The organism is Pseudomonas sp. S150 (genome assembly GCF_004526365.1).
GTDB lineage: Bacteria > Pseudomonadota > Gammaproteobacteria > Pseudomonadales > Pseudomonadaceae > Aquipseudomonas > Aquipseudomonas putida_A.
The window spans coordinates 6,203,802-6,223,478 of record NZ_CP038207.1 but is presented as its reverse complement, the minus strand read 5'-3'; the positions used below and the strand labels follow the sequence as shown (position 1 = coordinate 6,223,478).

At 61.2% G+C, this 19,677-nt stretch carries 15 protein-coding genes; 3 read left to right on the top strand and 12 right to left on the bottom strand.

The window, feature by feature from the left end:
• Positions 1–179 precede the first annotated feature (179 nt).
• The gene (creD, locus tag E3Z29_RS28990) at positions 180–1,550 is read left to right on the top strand and encodes a cell envelope integrity protein CreD (RefSeq protein ID WP_134787499.1); all 1,371 of its coding nucleotides are present in this window, start codon (positions 180–182) and stop codon (positions 1,548–1,550) included.
• A 172-nt stretch (positions 1,551–1,722) separates the two neighbouring features.
• Here the strand turns inward: creD and E3Z29_RS28980 are convergent, their stop codons facing one another.
• From E3Z29_RS28980 to E3Z29_RS28945, 8 genes are all read right to left on the bottom strand, one after another.
• Complete coding sequence (locus E3Z29_RS28980; RefSeq protein WP_098965955.1) at positions 1,723–2,352, bottom strand: glutathione S-transferase; 630 nt, start codon at positions 2,350–2,352, stop codon at positions 1,723–1,725.
• Positions 2,353–2,545: 193 nt separating this feature from the next.
• The gene (locus E3Z29_RS28975) at positions 2,546–2,725 is read right to left on the bottom strand and encodes a hypothetical protein (RefSeq protein WP_098965951.1); all 180 of its coding nucleotides are present in this window, start codon (positions 2,723–2,725) and stop codon (positions 2,546–2,548) included.
• Positions 2,722–3,846 (bottom strand): PepSY domain-containing protein, encoded by a 1,125-nt coding sequence (locus tag E3Z29_RS28970; RefSeq protein WP_134787497.1) that lies wholly within the window; start codon positions 3,844–3,846, stop codon positions 2,722–2,724. Before E3Z29_RS28970 ends, E3Z29_RS28975 begins: the two co-directional genes overlap by 4 nt.
• A gap of 74 nt (positions 3,847–3,920) precedes the next feature.
• Entirely contained in the window at positions 3,921–6,359 is a 2,439-nt protein-coding gene (locus E3Z29_RS28965; RefSeq protein WP_134787496.1) for a TonB-dependent siderophore receptor, read from the bottom strand.
• A gap of 217 nt (positions 6,360–6,576) precedes the next feature.
• On the bottom strand, positions 6,577–7,548 hold the full coding sequence (locus tag E3Z29_RS28960; protein WP_134787495.1) for a FecR domain-containing protein: 972 nt from the start codon (positions 7,546–7,548) through the stop codon (positions 6,577–6,579).
• Positions 7,545–8,063 carry an RNA polymerase sigma factor gene (locus tag E3Z29_RS28955; protein WP_134787494.1) on the bottom strand — a complete coding sequence of 173 codons (519 nt, stop codon included), beginning with the start codon at positions 8,061–8,063 and terminating at the stop codon, positions 7,545–7,547. Before E3Z29_RS28955 ends, E3Z29_RS28960 begins: the two co-directional genes overlap by 4 nt.
• A 288-nt stretch (positions 8,064–8,351) precedes the next feature.
• A complete protein-coding gene (locus E3Z29_RS28950) occupies positions 8,352–9,059 on the bottom strand; it encodes a PolC-type DNA polymerase III (protein WP_098965946.1) in 708 nt (235 codons plus the stop codon).
• Positions 9,056–10,990 carry a putative nucleotidyltransferase substrate binding domain-containing protein gene (locus tag E3Z29_RS28945; RefSeq protein ID WP_305955829.1) on the bottom strand — a complete coding sequence of 645 codons (1,935 nt, stop codon included), beginning with the start codon at positions 10,988–10,990 and terminating at the stop codon, positions 9,056–9,058. Before E3Z29_RS28945 ends, E3Z29_RS28950 begins: the two co-directional genes overlap by 4 nt.
• A 260-nt stretch (positions 10,991–11,250) precedes the next feature.
• Here E3Z29_RS28945 and E3Z29_RS28940 point away from each other — a divergent pair, with 260 nt between their 5' ends.
• Positions 11,251–11,697, top strand: a complete 447-nt coding sequence (locus E3Z29_RS28940; RefSeq protein WP_096797572.1) for a response regulator — start codon at positions 11,251–11,253, stop codon at positions 11,695–11,697.
• 198 nt (positions 11,698–11,895) lie between these two features.
• Here E3Z29_RS28940 and E3Z29_RS28930 read toward each other — a convergent pair whose 3' ends face one another.
• Complete coding sequence (locus E3Z29_RS28930; RefSeq protein ID WP_003228921.1) at positions 11,896–14,073, bottom strand: malate synthase G; 2,178 nt, start codon at positions 14,071–14,073, stop codon at positions 11,896–11,898.
• Between the two features lie 648 nt (positions 14,074–14,721).
• Between E3Z29_RS28930 and E3Z29_RS28925 the strand changes: the two genes are divergently transcribed.
• Complete coding sequence (locus E3Z29_RS28925) at positions 14,722–15,240, top strand: glycine cleavage system protein R (protein WP_134787492.1); 519 nt, start codon at positions 14,722–14,724, stop codon at positions 15,238–15,240.
• Between the two features lie 223 nt (positions 15,241–15,463).
• Here the strand turns inward: E3Z29_RS28925 and rarD are convergent, their stop codons facing one another.
• From rarD to E3Z29_RS28910, 3 genes are all read right to left on the bottom strand, one after another.
• On the bottom strand, positions 15,464–16,351 hold the full coding sequence (gene rarD, locus E3Z29_RS28920) for an EamA family transporter RarD (protein ID WP_095137447.1): 888 nt from the start codon (positions 16,349–16,351) through the stop codon (positions 15,464–15,466).
• 194 nt (positions 16,352–16,545) lie between these two features.
• Positions 16,546–17,520, bottom strand: coding sequence for a serine/threonine protein kinase (locus E3Z29_RS28915; protein ID WP_027610685.1), 975 nt, complete (start codon positions 17,518–17,520; stop codon positions 16,546–16,548).
• A 209-nt stretch (positions 17,521–17,729) separates the two neighbouring features.
• Positions 17,730–19,631 carry a PhoX family phosphatase gene (locus E3Z29_RS28910; protein WP_134787491.1) on the bottom strand — a complete coding sequence of 634 codons (1,902 nt, stop codon included), beginning with the start codon at positions 19,629–19,631 and terminating at the stop codon, positions 17,730–17,732.
• Between the last annotated feature and the right edge of the window lie 46 nt (positions 19,632–19,677).

The window sequence follows — 19,677 nt, the reverse complement described above, 5'->3', positions numbered from 1 at the left end:
AAGCCCGCTCCCACAGGGGGGGGTGTTGAAACACAGGTCTCGGTCACACCAAAGATCAACTGTGGGAGCGGGCTTGCTCGCGAAGGGGCCGGTGCAGTCTCCACACAATCTCCATATTCCCCCCACATTCCCCTCATACATCAACAGCAGACTCTGCCCATCCAAACAGGGAGAGTCCCATGAACAAGAATCTGACCATCAAGCTCGGGGCGATTGCCCTGCTGATCCTGCTGTTGCTGATACCGCTGCTGATGATTGACGGCATCATCGATGATCGCCAGCAACTGCGCGACGGCGTGCTCGAAGACATCGCCCGCAGCTCCAGCTACAGCCAGCAACTGAGCGGGCCGGTGATGGTGGTGCCGTATCGCAAAGTGGTGCGCACCTGGAAGACCAACGAGAAAACCAGTCAGCGCTACGAAGAACTGGGCGAAGAGCGTGGTCGGCTGTACTTTCTGCCGGAACGTTTCGAGCTCGACGGCCAAGTGCAGACCGAGCTGCGCAATCGCGGTATTTACGAGGCGCGACTGTTCCATGCCGACAATCGCATCAACGGGCATTTCTCGTTGCCGGCGCAATTGGGGATCAAGGAAGACTTTGCCGATTACCAGTTCGATGCGCCGTTTCTGGCGGTGGGCATCAGCGATATTCGCGGCATCGAAAACGCCCTGAAACTGGAACTCGATGGCCAGCGCTTGGACTTCGTACCAGGTACCCAAGTCGGCTGGCTCGGCGAAGGCGTGCGGGTGACGTTGCCGGCGCTGGATACCCGCAACGCCACGGAGCTGGCCTTCGGTTTCGACCTGCGTCTGCAAGGTACCGGTTCGTTGCAGGTGTTGCCGGTGGGCAAAAGCAGTCACGTCAGTCTTGCTGCCAACTGGCCGCACCCCAGTTTTGTCGGCAACTTCCTGCCGGGCAAACGCGAGATCAGCGACCAGGGTTTCAGCGCTGATTGGCAGACCACGTTTTTCTCCACCAACCTGCAAGAAGCCATGAGCCGTTGCGTGATGGGCAATGACTGCGAGGCGTTCAACGGGCGCAGCTTCGGCGTGAGTTTCATCGATCCGGTGGATCAGTACCTGAAGAGTGATCGGGCGATCAAATATGCGCTGTTGTTCATCGTCCTGACGTTCGCCGGTTTCTTCCTGTTCGAAGTGCTCAAAAGTCTAGCGGTGCACCCGGTGCAATACGCATTGGTCGGGGTGGCGCTGGCGTTCTTCTATCTGTTGCTGCTGTCGTTGTCGGAGCACATCGGCTTTGCCCTGGCGTATCTGCTGTCGGCTAGTGGCTGTGTGCTGTTGATCGGGTTTTATGTTTGCCACGTGCTGCACAGCGTGCGCCACGGCCTGAGTTTTTCTGCGGGATTGGCGGCGTTGTATGGCCTGCTGTATGGCTTGCTCAGCGCTGAGGACTACGCGCTGCTGATGGGGTCGCTGCTGCTGTTCGGCTTGCTCGGGGTGTTCATGGTGCTGACGCGCAAACTCGACTGGTATGGGATCGGGCAGAAACCGGCCAGGCCGCTGGAGTTTGATGTGGGGGCGATGCAATGAGCGGGTTGCGGGAGGATCAGCGCTGGAAGGAAGAGTTGGTGACGCGGATTGTCGGGTTTCTGCCTGTGGAAACGAAGTGGTGCCTTCGCGAGCAAGCCCGCTCCCACAGGAGTACGCATTCCAATGTGGGAGCGGGCTTGCTCGCGAAGAGGGCGGAACAGGCGCCGCAGCCTTAAGGCTTGGGCATCGTGGCAACCATGGACGGTCGCTGGCTCACGTCGAAATACCAGTTGGCCAGTTGCGGATTGGCGCTGCGCCAGTCCAGATCCGGATGACGCAGATCGATGTAACCCAGTGCACAAGCGACGCTGATCGCCGCCACGTCGAAATGGCTGGTCAGCTCGGCGATGGCGTCACTTTCCAGATAGGCCAGGGCGCGACGAATCTTCTCGCGCTGGGCGTCGAGCCATTCGTCCCAGTGCTTTTCCGGGGCGCGCAGCACCAGTTCGTAACGCACCATCACCGAGGCGTCCATGATCCCGTCGGCCAGCGAGGCCAGGGTCAGACGCCGCCAACGGGCCGCTCCTTCGCGAGGGATCAGCGGATTGCCGACGTGTTGCTGGTCGAGGTATTCGAGGATCACGCGGCTGTCATGAATCACGCTACCGTCCGCCAGACGCAGCGCCGGGATCTTGCCCAGCGGGTTGTCGGCGTTGAGCGCGGTGTCCGGGCTGACCGGAGTGAGGACGCAGTCTTGCAGGGCGACGCGATCCTGCTGGTCGGTCTCGTGCAACAGCACCATCACTTTGCGCACGAACGGGGAGAGCGTGTTGTGAAACAGGGTCATGCTGGGGGCGGACATTGGCAAACCTCGGTGGTCATCGAAGAGCAGGAGATTAGCCTAGTCAGATACAGAACGGCTGGCGAGGGATTTGCTGGTGTTCATCCGGCCGCCTTCGCGAGCAAGCCCGCTCCCACACTGGATCTGTTTCGTTCACAAATCCCCTGTGGGAGCGGGCTTGCTCGCGAAGAGGCCCTGTCAGGCAGCACAAAAATCACTCGCGCGGCAGCAAGCCTCTTATGGCCAGAAATGCGGGAACACCCAGCCCGACCCAACTCAACGCATCCCAGATCCCGTCCCCCAGCAACGCCGAAAACAACCCCGCCGCACTCAGCAGCGCAATCACCAGCGGCGTGCTGAACACTTTCCAGAAACTCGACTGACGCGGCTTCATGCAGCAGCCTCCCGCGGCAACGGTTTCGCCGCTTTACGCCGCACCACCCACAGATACACGCCGCTGCCGAGGACGATGATGGTCAGCACGTCGAGGGTTGCCCAGAGGATCTTCATCGGCATGCCGCCGTAGTCGCCGAAGTGCAGCGGCTGGGACATGCCCATGGCGTCCATGTACCACGGGCGCTCGGCCACAGCGGTGACCTGTAGGGTGCTGGCGTCGATCAGCACCGGCGTCAGCAGGTGCGAGGTCAGGTGCGTGCCGCCCTTCATGAAGACTGAATAATGATGCTCGCTGGAAAACCGCGTGCCGGGGAAAGCGATGAAGTCCGGGTTCATGCCCGGCGCCACGTCCCGGGCGATGTCGAGCAGGCGGGTGGCCGGTGCCAGTCGGGTCAGCGGCGGGGCATCGCGGTAGGGCGCGACCATGGCGCTCAGCGTGTCGTTGCGCCACGCGGCGATGAGCAGATCGGCACAGGCACTGATCACGCCGGTGACACCGACCACCAGCGCCCAGGTCAGGGTAACGACGCCGATCAGGTTGTGCAGGTCGAGCCAGCGCAGGCGGGTGGACTTGTCCTGACGCACTGTGCCGAACTGCAAGCGGCGCATGAATGGCAGGTACAGCACTGTGCCCGAGACAATTGCGACCACGAACAGCACGCCCATGAACGCCAGCAGCAGTTTGCCCGGCAACCCGGCGAACATGTCGACGTGCAGGCGCAAGATGAACAGCATCAGCCCGCCATTGGCCGACGGGGTTTCCAACGCTTCACCGGTGCGCGCATCGAGCATGAAGGTGTGCGACGAGTTCGGTTCGGTGCCGGCGGTTTTCGCCATGATCGTCAGCACGGCGTTCGGTTCGTCGTCTTCGAAACCGAAGTACTGCACCACTTCACCTGGGCGATGTTTTTCTGCGGCCTCGACCAGTTGCGCCAGGTTCAGGCGCGGCGTGTCGACCGGCATCTCGCGCACTTGCGGTGCATCGCCGAGCAGGTGCTCGATTTCGTGATGAAAGATCAGCGGCAGACCGGTCAATGCCAACAGCAGCAGAAACACGGTGCAGATCAGGCTGGTCCAGGTGTGGATGAACGACCAGCGGCGAATTGTTTTACTTTTCATTTCATGACCTTCAAAAACACCGAAGCCGTCCACGGGGGACGGCCTGGTGACAGAACCTGGTTCAGCTCACGCGCTTACCACTTGTAAGTGGCGCTGGCGATGACGCTGCGCTGGTCACCGTAGTAGCAGTAGTAGCCGTCGCAGGTGGAGATGTAGTCCTTGTCGAACAGGTTGGTGGCGTTGACCGCGACCGATGCACCTTTGAGGCTGTTGTCCAGGCGACCGAGGTCGTAATGCACCGAGGCGTCGAACACGGTGTAGGCGTCCGCTTTGCCCAGCCAGGTGTTGGCCTTGTCGCCGTAAGTGTTGCCGGTGTAACGCACGCCACCGCCGATGCCGAAACCGTCGAGTACGCCGCTGTGCCAGGTGTAGTCGGTCCACAGCGAAGCTTGCTGGTTAGGCATCAGTTGCAGGCGATTGCCCTTGTCCACGCCTTTCTGCACTTCGGACTTGGCCAGGGTGTAGGCGGCGATGACTTTCAGGTTATCGGTGACGTCGGAAACCGCTTCCAGCTCCAGGCCTTTGACCTTCACTTCACCGGTCTGGCTGGTGATGGTCACGTTGTTGACGATGCTGTTGACCGCGACGTTCTTCTGGGTCAGGTCATACACCGCAGCGCTCAGCAGAGTCTTGCTGCCCGGCGGCTGGTACTTGATGCCCAGTTCCCATTGCTTGCCTTCGGTCGGCTTGAGCGAACCGGTGGAGGTGGCATCGGCGCCGCTGGTTGGCTGGAAGGATTCGGCGTACGACAGGTACGGCACGAAGCCCGAGTCGAACACGTAGCTGAGCGCCGCGTTGCCACTGAACGCCTTGTCGCGCTGGGTGTTGGTGGCGTCGCCCTTGTTGATGAACTGCGTGCCGGTGTGCACCCAGTCTTCACGCCCGCCGAGGGTCAGGCGCCACTGGTCGAGGGCCATCTGGTCCTGTACGTACAGGCCGGTCTGGTAGGTCTTCTGGTCATAGTCATAGAACGCCGAAGAGCGTGCTGGACGGGTGATCGGCTGACCGTAGATCGGGTTGTTGACGTTAATGTCCGGCGCGGTGCCGAAGATCGACGTGTAGTTGGTGTTGCTGCGCTGGTGATCCAGACCGAGCAACAGCGTATGGCGGATGTCGCCAGTGGCGAAGTCGGCCTGGAAGTTGTTGTCCACGGCGAACTGGCTGATGTCTTCATCAACGTTGGTGGTGCCGCGACCGACATTGCCCTGAGCATCCACGGTGAAGCCGGCGAACGATGGGTTGTAACTGTTGACGGTCACGGTCTGGAACGACAGATCCGACTTGGTGTAGCGCAGGTTCTGCTTGAACTGCCAGACGTCGTTGAGGCGATGCTCGAAGGCATAACCGAGCGCGTAGTAGGTGCGGTCGTAGAAGTCGTAGTCCGGATCACCGAGGTTCTTGTGATGGGAAATCTTGCCGAACGGCATGTCGATCTTGGTGCCCTGAATCGGGTAGAACTGGCTGGTGACACCGGTATCGTCGCGGGTGAACTGGGTCAGCAGGGTGAATTTGGTGTCGTCATCGATGTTCCAGGTCAGGCTCGGCGCGATGTTGTAGCGCTTGTTCTCGATGTGATCGATCTGCGTGTCGCTGTCGCGCACTACACCGCTGATGCCGTAGAGAAACTGGCCGGCGTCGTCGATCTTGCCGGTGCTGGCGAAGTTGATCTGGCGATGGTTGTCGCTGCCGTACTGCAACTGGATTTCGCTGCTGGCTTCCGCGCTCGGGCGCCGGCTGACCATGTCCAGCAGACCGCCCGGCGGCGTCTGGCCGTAGACGGAAGAGGCCGGGCCGCGCAGCAGCGCGAGGCGGTCGAGGTTCCAGGTTTCAGGCTTTGGGTTGGCGTATACGCCCTTGGGCAGCGGCAGGCCGTCGAGGAACTGAGTCGGCTCGAAACCGCGCACCCGTAGCCAGTCGATACGGGTGTCGCTGCCGTAGCTGCTGGCGGTGATGCCCGGCATGTAGCGTACGGCGTCATCGAGGCTGTGCACGCTGCGGTCGTCCATTTGCTGACGGGTGGCGACCGAGATCGAGCGCGGTGCTTCGACCAGCGCGGTGTCGGTCTTGGTGCCGGCGGCGGTGCGGGTGGCGGTGTAGCCTTCGACCGGGCCCCAGGCCGTTTCCAGATTTTCCACGCCGATCACTGCGGTTTCCGGCAGCGCCAATGTCCCTTCCGGCACTGCAACCAGAGTGTAGGTGCCGGTACTGCTTTGTTCCAGTTGCAGACCGGTGCCTTGCAGCGCCGCGCGCAGAGCACCGGCGGCGTCGTACTGACCGCTGACCGGCGCAGAGGTCTTGCCGGCGGCCAGCGACGGATTCAGCGACAACGCGAGGCCGCCCTGGCTGGCGATCTGGTTCAGCGTGGTCGACAGCGGCGCCGCTGGCAGGTTGTAGGCACGCACGCTGGAGGCCTGTTCAGCAGCGAGCAACGGGCTGCTGAGCAGCGGCGCGCTGAGGGCAATGGCGATGGCCAACAGACTGGGGCGCAACAAGGTGTCTAGCGAACGGGACATGCGAAGGCTCCTGAATGGAAATATTTCTCAATTGCCTGTGTGCCGGACGAGAATTGAAAAGTGATAGGGCTGGATGAAAATAATTTCGATTAACTGGGAGTGGGGCGGCCGATTCGGAATTTTCGAGTGCTGCGGGTGGCCCTATCGCGAGCAGGCTCACTCCTACAGGGGGAACGCATTCCTGCTCGCGATAGCTATTTCCCTGACAACGAATTTTTTAAGGCTTGGTATCAGCCTTCGCCACCGTGACCCAATACGGCGTGTGCTGCTCGATCTGCACCGGCAGGGTCGGCAGCAGCGCACTCAAGGCCTTGTCGGTGTCGTGCAGCGGGAAGCTGCCGGTGATGCGCAGGTCAGCGATTTCCGGCGCCACGCCCAGATGCCCTCGGCGATAACGCGCCAGTTCATGCACCAGGTCTTCCAGTCGCGCGTTGTCCACCACCAGCATGCCGCGGGTCCAGGCATCGGCGCCGGGCGTGAGCGCGGCGACCGTGTCGAGGCCGTCATTGCGGATCAGCACTTGCTGGCCTTCGCGCAGGATCCGCTCTTCAGGATGGCTTTGCGGATGCGCCGCCACCGCCGATTGCAGAACGCTCAGGCGCGTACCTTGGTCTTCACGCTTGACCAGAAACCGTGTGCCCAATGCGCGCATGCTGCCTTCGCGGGTTTCGACGATGAACGGCCGCGCATCGCCGTGACCGGTCTCGACCATGACCTCGCCTTCCTGCAATACGATCAGCCGCTGCCTGGCATCGAAACGCACATCCACCGCGCTGTGGGTGTTGAGGTTGAGCACGGTGCCATCGGCCAGGCGCACCGTGCGCTGCTCACCGGTGGCGGTGCGTTGATCGGCGAGCCAGTAATCCAGCGGCAAGTAGCGATCCCCGGCAAACAACGCCAGACCGACGAGCGCCACCACGCTGGCCAATCCGCTGCCGAGCTTGCGCACGCGCCGCCGAATGCCTTCGCGCGATTGCAGCAAGGCTGCGCGGGCCGGGCCGTTGGCGACGCTGAAGCGCTGATCGAGCATGCCCAACTGCCGCCAGGCGCGGGCGTGTTCTTCATTCGCTGCATGCCATTTGGCGAACTCCTCGCGCTCCAGCGGACTGCCGGAATCCAGCGACAACTGCCAGGCAATCGCCGCATCCAGCACCTGCGCGGAGACCGGTTTGGAGCTGGCCGGACTCATGTCGACTCACCGTACAGGGCGATGTAGCACTGGCGGATGCCCTGCGTGAGGTACTGCCGCACACGCGGCACGGAGACGCCAAGCTTCGCGGCGATTTCAGCATGGCCGAGGCCGTCGAGGCGGTTATAAAGGAAGGCGGCGCGGGCCTTGGTCGACAGCTTGCCGAGCAGGCGGTCGATAGCCTTGAGGTCTTCGAGGATCAGTTGCTGCTCTTCGACCGACGGTTGTTCGCCTTCGGGGATCAGCATCAATTCAGTGAGGTAGGCCTGCTCCAGTGCGGCGCGGCGGAAGTAGTCGAACAGCAGGCCCTTGGCAATCGCCACTAGAAACGCCCGGGGTTCGCGCGGCGTCAGCAGTTGCTCGCGACCGAGCAAACGCACGAAGGTGTCCTGGCTCAGGTCTTCGGCTCGTTGCGGGCAAGCCACATTGCGCCGCAACCAGCTCAGCAGCCAACCGCGATGGTCGCGATACAACGCACCGACGAGTTCACTGTGAGGGCTTGGGACTGACGACACCAGACGCACCGATTGGGAAATGTTAACCAACGAGAATTGTTCGCGATTCTCGCAGAGGTGGGAATGGTTAGCAATTGGCCACTGGTCGGGTGGGTGCACAAGAGCTGCCCCTCACCCTAACCCTCTCCCGGGGGAGAGGGGACCGATCAGGGAATATTCTGGAGCTGCACCGACCGGAAAGTGCTTTGCTGAATCCATAATCGATCTGGTTTTTCAGGTCGATGTATAACGCAAGACAATAAGGTCAGCTCCCTCTCCCTTTGGGAGAGGGTTGGGGTGAGGGGGCTTTTAGAAGGACGGCGCCTGCTGACGACGTTTCCACTGACTCAAACGCTGCTGCAGGTTCAACGGACTATGAATCTGCTGCTGCCGCGCCCGGCTGAACAGGATCAGCGCCAGCTCCGCCGTCGCCAGTGCATCGGCACTCGCGTTGTGCCGCTCGAACACCTCAAGCTTGAACCAGTCGATCCATTCATCCAGGCCGGCCTCGCGGATATTCGCCTGCGGACACAGCAGCGGCGCCATGTCCGCGACATCCAGAAACACATTCTGCAGCTTGTAGCCCAGGTGTTCCCGCAGCGCGCGCCCAAGCATGTGCTGATCGAAGGGCGCATGAAACGCCAGCACCGGGCTGTCACCGATAAATTCCATAAGCTCCAGCAACGCCTCGGCCGGGTCGCTGCCGGCGGCAATCGCGTTCGGCCCCAGGCCATGGATCAACACGCTCGGGCTGAGCTTCAGCTCCCGACATTGCAGAGTGCGCTCGAACTGCTGACTGAAGTCGATCGCGCCGTCTTCGATGACCACCGCGCCGATCGACAGCACGCGATCCTTGTTCAGGTTCAGCCCGGTAGTTTCCAGATCGAGCACCACCCAGCGCTGCTCGCGCAGGCTGTATTCTTTCAGTTCGCTGATCGCCGGCAACGTCGCCAGACGTTGTTGCAGGTCTGCCGACAGCAGTGGGCTGGCCGGCCGCAGCCACGAAAACAGGCTCATAGCTGATACCGCAAGGCCAGGCTGCTTTGCAGGCGCTGGGCCTGGCGCAGGGATTCGCGCAGGATGCGCCGATCCAGATGATTGAGGCTGTCGGGATCGACCCGGTTCGACCAGGGCAGATTCTCACGGCTCTGGATCTGGTGTTGCTGCATGCGCGTCTGCTGGATGAAGTGGTAAGCCTCTTCATACGCGGCGCCATCGAGACGTTCGATGACCTCTTTTTCGACCAGCTGACGCAAGCGCTCCAGTGTGTTGTTGGTTTCGATGCCATGCGCCAGCGCCAACAGGCGTGCGCCGTCGACGAAGGGCGTCAGGCCCTGAACCTTGAGGTCGAGGGTGGCTTTCTCGCCGTTTTTGCGCGCCAGCACAAACTCGCGGAAACGCCCCACCGGCGGACGATTGCGCAGCGCGTTCTCGGCCATCATGCGCTGGAACAAACGGTTGTCGCCGACCTGATCGAGAATCCCCCGGCGCAGTTGTGCGCAGCCTTTCTCGTCGCCCCAGACCACCCGCAGGTCGAAATAGATACTCGAACCAAGCAGGTTCTCCGGCGTCGCCTCGCGGATGAACGCCGCAAAGCGCCGCGCCCATTCTGCTCGGGACAGGCACAGCTCAGGGTTGCCGGCCATGATGTTGCCCTTGCACAGGCTGAAGCCGCACTGCGCCAGGCTCTGGTTGATCTGTTGGGCCAGTGGCAGCAGCTTGCCGCGAATCTCCGCCGCGTGTGCAGCGTCCCGCGCTTCGAACAGAATGCCGTTGTCCTGATCGGTGTGCAGCGTCTGTTCGCGCCGGCCTTCGCTGCCGAAGCACAACCAACTGAACGGCACGCCGGGGTCACCTTTTTCGGCGAGGGTCAGTTCGATCACCCGGCACACGGTGTGGTCGTTGAGCAGGGTGATGATGTGGGTGATCTGCGTCGAAGACGCACCGTGAGCGAGCATGCGTTCGACCAGTTGGCCGATCTCGCCGCGCAGGCTCACCAGTTGTTCGATGCGCTGGGCACTGCGGATGGTTCGGGCCAAGTGCACCAGATCGACCCGTTGCAGCGAGAACAGATCGCGCTCGGAAACCACGCCGCACAGGCGCTGATCCTTGACCAGACAGACGTGGGCGATGTGCCGTTCGGTCATGGCAATCGCCGCGTCGAAGGCGCTGTGATCCGGCGACAGAAAGAACGGCGAACAGGTCATGTGGCGCTCGATGGTTTCGCTGAAATCACCGCTGCCATTGGCGACCACTTCGCGCAGATCACGCAAGGTGAAAATCCCCAGCGGCGCCTTGTGTTCATCCACCGCGACGATGCTGCCGACCTGTTGCTCGTGCATCAGCTTCACCGCTTCGCGCAACGGCGTGTCGGGGCTGCAAGTCACCGGATGGCGCATCGCCATTTCGCCGAGGCGGGTGTTCAGCGAGTACTGGGTGCCGAGGGTTTCCACGGCTTTCTGCTGGACTTGCTGGTTGACCTGATCGAGCAGGCTGCTGACCCCGCGCAAAGCGAAATCGCGGAAGCTGTTGGACAGGGCGAACAGTTTGATGAACGCCGGTTTGTTCAGTTGCAGGCAGAAGGTGTCTTCGCTGGCCAGATGTTCGGTACGGGTCGCCCGTTCGCCAATCAGCGCGGCCAGCGGGAAGCATTCGCCGGTGGTGATCTCGAAGGTGGTTTCGGTGCCAGGCCGGGTGATGTGCTGGCGTTCGCCGACCACGCGACCCTGTTTGACGATGTAGAAATATTCGACCGGCCCGTCGGCGGGCTTGATGATGCTTTCGCCTTGGCCATAGAAGCGCAGCTGACATTGTTCCACCAGAAAAGCCAGGTGGGCGTGTTCCATCTGATTGAAGGGCGGGAAGCGCTGGAGGAATTGCAGGGTGCCCTGAATGTTCTGCAACACCGCGGTTTTCCCTGCCTGGGTGAAGGCGTCCGCTTTACTCATAACCATTACCGCAGTCTTTTTTGAATTGTTGTTGTCGGATCGTTGCAGCCATGGGTCGGCCCCTGCGCGCGGGGTGCCCATTGGACGTAAGTCTAGGTTTGAGCTGCCGTTCGGCACATTTGGGAAGTGCCCTACAAAAACAGTCGGAAATTCCCCCGCCAGCCACTTGGAAAAAAATCCGACGAAGTGCACATTGAAGCTCTGCTTAGCGATGTCTGACGACTGTGCCAGGTGACTGAATTGAAAACGTAGAGAATGCCATGTCCGACCACGATATTTTGAGCGACGCCGAGCGTGAAGCGCTCAGTGCTGTAATGCTCGAACCCGATCTGCCGCCGCAGCGTGTACTGATCGTCGATGACGACAAGGACGCCCGGGAGCTGTTGTCGGAGATACTCGCGTTGGATGGCATTCGTTGCATGACCGCGGCCAGCGGTGAAACCGCGCTGAAGATGCTCGACGAAAAACCTTCGATCGGGCTGGTGATCACTGATTTGCGTATGGGCAATGTCGGTGGGCTGGATTTGATTCGGCAGGTGCGTGAGTCGGAGCGGGCGGCGTTGCCGATCATCATTGTTTCGGGCGATGCCGATGTGAAAGACGCCATCGCCGCGATGCACCTGAGCGTGGTGGACTTTCTGCTCAAGCCGATTGATACGGTGAAGTTGCTGGGCCTGGTCAAACACGAATTGGGCATTGAGCCCTGACTCTCAGGCAACACTGCCCCCCTGTGGGAGCGGGCTTGCTCGCGAATGCGTCCTTTCTGTCGAAATTAATGTTGAATGTGAGTCCGTCTTCGCGAGCAAGCCCGCTCCCACAAGGGATCTCCAGTGGTCCGGAGATTTTTATAGGCCAACAAAAAAGCCCTGATCTCTCGACCAGGGCTTTTTCACATCAGCGCAAATTTACAGGCCGTTGGCTTTCTTGAACTCGCGACGACGACGGTGCAGTACCGGCTCGGTGTAGCCGTTCGGCTGTTTGGTGCCTTCGATCACCAGTTCGACTGCCGCCTGGAAGGCGATGTTGCTGTCGAAGTTCGGTGCCAGCGGACGGTACAGCGGGTCGTTGGCGTTTTGCCGATCGACCACTGGCGCCATGCGCTTGAGGCTTTCCATCACTTGCGCTTCGGTGACGATACCGTGCCGCAGCCAGTTGGCGATGTGCTGGCTGGAGATGCGCAGCGTCGCACGGTCTTCCATCAGGCCGACGTCATTGATGTCCGGCACTTTCGAACAACCCACGCCCTGGTCGATCCAGCGCACTACGTAACCGAGAATGCCCTGAGCGTTATTGTCCAGTTCGTTCTTGATCTGCTCCGGGGTCCAGCTCGGGTTGACTGCCAGCGGGATGGTCAGGATGTCGTCTACCGAAGCACGGGCACGCTTGGCCAGTTCGGCCTGGCGGGCGAACACGTCAACCTTGTGGTAGTGCAGCGCGTGCAGCGCAGCAGCGGTCGGCGACGGTACCCAGGCGGTGTTGGCGCCGGCCAGCGGGTGAGCGATTTTCTGTTCGAGCATCGCCGCCATCAGGTCGGGCATCGCCCACATGCCTTTACCGATTTGCGCACGACCTTGCAGGCCGGTGCTCAGACCGATATCGACGTTCCAGTTTTCGTAGGCGCCGATCCACTTCTCGGCCTTCATGTCGGCCTTGCGCACCATCGGGCCGGCTTCCATGGAGGTGTGGATTTCGTCGCCGGTACGGTCGAGGAAACCGGTGTTGATGAACACCACGCGCTCGCTGGCAGCCTTGATGCAGGCTTTGAGGTTGACCGTGGTGCGGCGCTCCTCGTCCATGATCCCGACTTTCAGGGTGTTGCGCTTGAGGCCCAGCACATCTTCGATGCGACCGAACAACTCGTTGGTGAACGCCGCTTCTTCCGGGCCGTGCATCTTCGGTTTGACGATGTAGACCGAGCCGGTGCGAGTGTTCTTGCGCGAGGTGTTGCCGTTGAGGTTGTGCATCGCCGCCAGACAGGTCACTAAACCGTCGAGTATGCCTTCCGGCACTTCGTTGCCGTCCTTGTCCAGGATCGCGTCGATGGTCATCAGGTGACCGACGTTACGCACGAACAGCAGCGAGCGACCGTGCAGGGTCAGTTCACTGCCATCGACCTTGGTGTAGGTGCGATCCGGGTTCATGGTGCGGGTGAAGGTCTGGCCGCCCTTGGCGACTTCTTCGGACAGGTCGCCCTTCATCAGGCCGAGCCAGTTGCGGTAGATCACCACTTTGTCGTCGGCATCGACGGCAGCCACGGAGTCTTCGCAGTCCATGATGGTGGTCAGTGCCGCTTCCATCAGGATGTCTTTGACGCCGGCGGCATCGGTCTGGCCGACCGGGGTGCTGGCGTCGATCTGGATTTCGAAATGCAGGCCGTGGTTCTTCAGCAGGATCGCGATCGGGGCATTGGCATCGCCCTGGAAGCCGATCAGCTGTGCATCGTTGCGCAGGCCAGTGTTGCTGCCGCCCTTGAGGGTGACCAGCAGTTTGCCGTCAACGATCTTGTAAGCCGTCGAATCGACGTGGGAACCGGCGGCCAGGGGCGCCGCTTCGTCGAGGAACGCACGGGCGAAGGCGATGACTTTATCGCCACGCACCTTGTTGTAGCCTTTGCCTTTTTCCGCGCCACCGTCTTCGCTGATCGCGTCGGTGCCGTAGAGGGCGTCGTACAGCGAACCCCAGCGGGCGTTCGAGGCGTTGAGGGCGAAGCGGGCGTTCATCACCGGCACCACGAGTTGCGGGCCGGCGGTACGGGCGATTTCATCATCGACGTTTTGCGTCGTTGCCTGGAAATCAGCCGCTTCTGGCAGCAGATAACCGATTTCTTGCAGGAAGGCTTTGTAAGCCACGGCGTCGTGCGCCTGGCCGGCATGTTCCTGGTGCCAGGCATCAAGGCGAGCCTGGAAGTCATCGCGTTTGGCGAGTAGGGCTTTGTTCTTCGGCGCCAGGTCATGAATGACCTTGTCGGCACCTTCCCAGAATTTTTCGGCGGTGAGGCCGGTACCGGGAATGGCTTCGTTGTTCACGAAGTCGAACAGGACTTTGGCGACCTGCAGGCCACCGACTTGAACGTGTTCAGTCATTGCTTGCCTCACTCTGCTCAGCTATTTCGCTTTTCAGCTCTTCAATTTTGACAATGAAGCCTCTGGCCATTTAAACCACAAACCTTCCGACCAGTACATGCCATTGCTGGCGGCTGGGCTGGGACCAATCAACGGCTTGGGGGCCTTGCTGACGGGGCTTTCAGGGTTGCGAACATGCCTTGGGCAGACATCGATCCAGCGTTATGTAGTGCGCGCCGAGGCATACTACATGATGCGTTGCGCTTGTGAAAATCAGACTAATAACGTCGTTCTGCGACCTCATGACGCATTGCGGTCACGTCGCGGAACGGGATGTTCTCAAAAAACCATCGGATTGTTCCAGCTAAATATAAAAAGTTGTACACATAAATCCTTTCTGCCTGCTATGGCATCCCCCTGCGGTGCACACTCTGTGGCGAGGGGATTTATCCCCGATGGGTGGCGAAGCCGCCCCCTGCGCGCTGACAGGTAGACCGAGCTGACAGGGTTTACGGCTGCTGCGCAACCGATCGGGGATAAATCCCCTCGCCACAGGTTGCATCCAAAACCAAGACACAGGTCACTCGCACAAATTGCTGCCCGGGCTGAATCAAACCCCTTGCCTATACTTGCCTTTCTATAACAAAAGTCATGACAAGAGGGCGCGCCATGGACCATCTCGTACTCACTGTGTTTGCTCCGGACAAGCCCGGGCAGGTCGAGCGCATCGCCCAATGCATCGCCGAGCACGGCGGCAACTGGCTGGAAAGCCGCATGTCACGGATGGCCGGGCAGTTCGCCGGGATTCTGCGAGTGGGCGTACCGGCGGAGGCTTACGACGAATTAGTCGATTCCCTACAAGCACTGTCGGCCCAAGGCATTCGCGTGCTGATCGCGGAGAGTGGTATCGAGCAGTCCTGCACCTGGAAACCGATCGCCATGGAGTTGGTGGGCAATGACCGCCCGGGCATCGTGCGCGACATCACCCGGTTGCTCAGCGAGCAGGGGGTGAACCTCGAACGGCTGGTGACCGAAGTGCGCCCGGCACCGATGAGCAGCGAGTCGTTATTCCACGCCGAAGCAATTCTCGCGGTGCCGCTGACCCTGTCGCTGGATGTGCTGCAATCGCGCCTGGAAACCCTGGCCGATGATCTGATGGTCGAACTGGTGTTACGCACAGACGTTTAAGCGACGCCAGGGTTATCCAGTTTTAACGTGCACCTGCCTGTGGATAACCTGTAGAGACCGGGCGCTACGCCACGCCAGCCGTGGCTTGCCGGGAACTGATCAAAAAACCGCCAGCATTCAGTGACTTGCGCACAAACGGCGGGGATCACGCTGTGGATAACCTTGGGAAGGAACGTTGCAGGCCACGAGAACCGTGGCCTGCGAAGCTTTGTGCGTTTTTTGATCAGCTGCGCCGACGCAAACTGATCACCGCATCGACGCTGTAAACGGCCAGACCGGCCCAGATGAAGATGAACGCGATCAGCGTGCTCGACGACAGGTGCTCACCAAACAGCAGTACAGCCTGCAGCAGCACCAGGGTTGGCGCCGTGTACTGGAGGAAGCCGATGGTGGTGTAGGGCAGATGACGGGTAGCGGCGTTGAAGCATACCAGCGGGATGAGCGTCACCGGCCCCGCCGCGACCAGCCACCATGCTTGGGAGGTGGTCCAGAACTCGGGTTGTGCGCTGGTGGCGGTCTGATTGAACAGCAGCCAGGCCACGGCGATCGGCACCAGCATCCAGGTTTCCACCACCAGCCCCGGCAAGGCCTTGACCGGCGCCTGTTTGCGGATCAGACCGTAAAAACCGAAGGTCAGCGCCAGCACCAGCGATACCCACGGCAGACTGCCGACCTGCCACACCTGCTGCGCCACGCCGACGGCCGCCAGGCCCACCGCGATCCACTGCATGCGCCGCAGGCGTTCGCCGAGAATCAACATTCCCAGCAACACGTTGACCAGCGGGTTGATGTAGTAACCGAGGCTCGCCTCGAGCATGCGCCCGTTGTTCACCGACCACACGTAGGTCAGCCAGTTGGCCGCGATCAGGGTGCCGCTCAGGGCCAGAATCGCCAGGCGCTTGGGGTTGTCGAGCAACTCGCGCAACCAGCCCGGATGCTTCCACACCATCAGCAACAGCGCACCGAACAGTGCCGACCACAACACGCGGTGAATGATGATCTCGACAGCGGGGACTTCAGCGATGGCTTTGAAGTAGATCGGGAACAGGCCCCAGATGATGTAGGCACTCAGGCCCAGAATGTACCCGCGACGCGGGTTGGCGGCTTGCATGCAGAATCCTTGCTTAGGCAGCTGACAAAGCAGGGATTGTAAGGAGATTTGTTGGCAAATGAGTTTTGAATTTGTGAATACTGGCCAAATGTGGGAGCGGGCTTGCTCGCGAATGCGGTGTCTCAGCAGCAGAATAATTGCCTGACACACCGCCTTCGGGAGCAAGCCCCCTCCCACAAAGGTTTTGTGGTGAATCAGAAGAGTTTCAGTGGCTCTTCATTCAGCGCCGACAGCTGTTCACGCAACGCCAGCACCTGATCGCCCCAATACCGTTCCGTACCAAACCAAGGAAAGCTGTGCGGGAACGCCGGGTCGTCCCAGCGTCGTGCCAGCCAGGCGCTGTAGTGCATCAGGCGCAGGGCGCGCAGCGGTTCGATCAGCGCCAGTTCACGGGGATCGAAGTCGTGGAATTCGTTGTAGCCGTCCATCAGTTCCGACAGTTGCCCGAGGCATTCCTGACGGTCGCCGGCGAGCATCATCCAGATGTCCTGCACGGCCGGGCCCATGCGGCAGTCGTCGAGGTCGACAATGTGGAACATTTCATCGCGGCACATCATGTTGCCGGGGTGGCAGTCGCCGTGCATGCGGATGTTCTGGTGCGGCGTGGCGGCGTAGACGTCTTCGACCCGCTTGAGCAAGTCGCGGGCCACAGACTCGTAGGCTGGCAGCAGGCTCTTGGGGATGAAGTTGCCTTCAAGCAACGTCGCCAGCGAGGCATGGCCGAAGTTCTGTACGCCCAGTGCTTCACGGTGTTCGAACGGCTTGGTCGCGCCGACCGCATGAATACGCCCGAGCAACTGGCCGAGACGATACAACTGATCGAGATTGCCCGGCTCCGGCGCACGGCCGCCGCGACGCGGAAACAGGGTGAAACGGAAACCGGCGTGTTCGTGCAGGGTCTGGCCGTTGTGGATCAGCGGCGCCACCACCGGGATTTCGACGTCGGCCAGTTCGAAGGTGAACTGGTGTTCTTCGAGGATGGCTTCGTTGGTCCAGCGTTGCGGACGGTAGAACTTGGCGATCAGCGGTTCGGAGTCTTCGATACCGACCTGATAGACGCGGTTTTCGTAGCTGTTGAGCGCCAGAATGCGTGCGTCACTGAGAAACCCGATGCTTTCGACGGCATCGAGCACGAGATCGGGTGTGAGGGTTTCAAACGGGTGGGCCATGCTGACTCCTGCGCGCAGCAGGCTGCCGCGTCCGGCCCAGCATGGTAGCGCAGACTGTGGAGGTTGAGGGTTTTGCCTTGAATAGTGGGCTGCCTGGAAGGGCCTCTTCGGGAGCAAGCCCCCTCCCACAGTAGATCTCCGGTGTGCCGACCATCTCATGCACTCAGCCGATCCAGTGTGGGAGCGGGCTTGCTCGCGAAAGCGATTTATCAGGCGCCGACGATCCCGCCATCCTCACGGGTAATCGCCATCACCGATGAACGCGGCTTGCCATTCGGCAGATGCTCGGGGAAGGTCGAACCGCCGTTCTCGCCAGGATGCTGAATCCCGACAAACAGGGTTTTCTGGTCCGGCGAGAAGCTGATCCCTGTCACTTCGCAACCAATCGGCCCGACCATGAACCGGCGAATCTCGCCGGTCTTCGGATCGGCGCAGAGCATCTGGTTGTTGCCCATCCCGGCAAAGTCCCCGGCGTTGCTCGAGTCGCCGTCAGTCAGAATCCACAAGCGCCCGGCCTTGTCGAAGCCCAAACCGTCTGGGCTGTTGAACATGTTCTGCGGGGTGATGTTCGACGAGCCGCCCTTCGGCGTGCCGGCATGCACACCCGGATTGCCGGCGACCACAAACAGATCCCAGGCAAACGTCTTCGACGCGTGATCGTCGCGGTCGGTGCGCCAGCGCAGGATCTGCCCGTAGACGTTCTTCGCGCGCGGGTTCGGCCCGCCCACCGGCTGCCCGTCTTCGCCGCGCTTGGCGTTGTTGGTCAGGGTGCAATAAACCTGGCCGTCCTTCGGGCTGACCACGATCCATTCCGGGCGGTCCATGCGCGTGGCGCCGACCACACTGGCGGCGAGGCGGGCGTGGATCAGCACTTCGGCCTGATCGGCGAAACCGCTGCTGGCGTCGATGCCGTTCTTGCCGTGGGTCAGTTCGATCCACTGGCCTTGGCCTTTTGGGTGATCCGGGTTGCCGTCGCCCGCGTCGAACTTGGCCACATACAGCGTGCCGTGGTCGAGGATGTCGCGGTTGGCTTTCGCATTGCGATGGTTGATGCGGTCGCGGCTGACGAACTTGTAGATGAACTCGCCACGCTCGTCGTCGCCCATGTACACCACGGCGCGACCGTCATCGGTCTCGGCGAGGGCGGCGTTTTCATGCTTGAAGCGACCCAGCGCCGTACGCTTGACTGGGGTCGATTGCGGATCGAACGGATCGATCTCGACCACCCAGCCGTGACGGTTGAGTTCGTTGGGGTTCTTGGCCATGTCGAAGCGCGGGTCGAACGGGTGCCAGTTGATTTCGCGACTGGCGGCCGACACGCCGTAGCGCTTTTGTGCCGGGTCGAACTGCTGCTGAGCGTTGCTGCTGCCGAAGCAGTCGGTGAAGTTCTCTTCGCAGGTCAGGTAGGTGCCCCACGGCGTCTTGCCGTTGGCGCAGTTCTGGAAGGTGCCGAGGACTTTCTTGCCGTGCTTGTCGGCGGCCGTCTTCATCAGCTCATGACCGGCCGCCGGGCCACTGATGCGCAGCGGCGAGTTGCCGTGGATGCGGCGGTTGTAGCGCGAGCCCTGGACGAACTGCCATTGGCCGTTCCTGCGCTGCACTTCGATCACCGACACGCCTTCACAGGCCAGCGCCTTGCGCACGTCTTCGGCCGACTGCGGCGTGCCGCCGTGCGGGTAGAGGTAGCGGTAATTGGTGTATTCGTTGTTGATCGCCATCAACGCACGGTTTCGGTCGTCGGGGAATTCGAACAGGCTCATGCCGTCGTTGTTATCGCCGAATTGCACTTCCTGGGCGGCAGCGGTGCCATTGCCGCTCGGGTCGAACGCCGGGCCGTTCTTGTGCAATGGCTGACCCCAATTGATCAGCACCGAGGACTTGTAGCCCTTGGGCAGGCTGATGACGTCGGTGGTCGCGGCGGGAATGCTCTCGAAACCGAGCAGGCGGCTGTTGCCGGCGCTGATGCTGGTGGCCAGCGCGCTGCGGCTCAGCAGGTTACCGCCGAGGAACATGGCGGCGCCGCACAGTGCCCCGGCGCTGATGAAACCGCGACGGCTGAGGCCGACCATTTTTTCCAGATCAGTCGATTGGTTTTCTTCTAATAGGCTCACATCAGGCTCCCTGCTTGGTTTTGGCAGCCACCTTAATGAGCGTCGA

Coding starts and splice junctions, on each gene's coding strand:
- creD (WP_134787499.1), top strand. CDS start 180: ATGAACAAGAATCTGACCATCAAGCTCGGGGCGATTGCCCTGCTGATC.
- E3Z29_RS28980 (WP_098965955.1), bottom strand. CDS start 2,352: ATGTCCGCCCCCAGCATGACCCTGTTTCACAACACGCTCTCCCCGTTC.
- E3Z29_RS28975 (WP_098965951.1), bottom strand. CDS start 2,725: ATGAAGCCGCGTCAGTCGAGTTTCTGGAAAGTGTTCAGCACGCCGCTG.
- E3Z29_RS28970 (WP_134787497.1), bottom strand. CDS start 3,846: ATGAAAAGTAAAACAATTCGCCGCTGGTCGTTCATCCACACCTGGACC.
- E3Z29_RS28965 (WP_134787496.1), bottom strand. CDS start 6,359: ATGTCCCGTTCGCTAGACACCTTGTTGCGCCCCAGTCTGTTGGCCATC.
- E3Z29_RS28960 (WP_134787495.1), bottom strand. CDS start 7,548: ATGAGTCCGGCCAGCTCCAAACCGGTCTCCGCGCAGGTGCTGGATGCG.
- E3Z29_RS28950 (WP_098965946.1), bottom strand. CDS start 9,059: ATGAGCCTGTTTTCGTGGCTGCGGCCGGCCAGCCCACTGCTGTCGGCA.
- E3Z29_RS28945 (WP_305955829.1), bottom strand. CDS start 10,990: ATGAGTAAAGCGGACGCCTTCACCCAGGCAGGGAAAACCGCGGTGTTG.
- E3Z29_RS28940 (WP_096797572.1), top strand. CDS start 11,251: ATGTCCGACCACGATATTTTGAGCGACGCCGAGCGTGAAGCGCTCAGT.
- E3Z29_RS28930 (WP_003228921.1), bottom strand. CDS start 14,073: ATGACTGAACACGTTCAAGTCGGTGGCCTGCAGGTCGCCAAAGTCCTG.
- E3Z29_RS28925 (WP_134787492.1), top strand. CDS start 14,722: ATGGACCATCTCGTACTCACTGTGTTTGCTCCGGACAAGCCCGGGCAG.
- rarD (WP_095137447.1), bottom strand. CDS start 16,351: ATGCAAGCCGCCAACCCGCGTCGCGGGTACATTCTGGGCCTGAGTGCC.
- E3Z29_RS28915 (WP_027610685.1), bottom strand. CDS start 17,520: ATGGCCCACCCGTTTGAAACCCTCACACCCGATCTCGTGCTCGATGCC.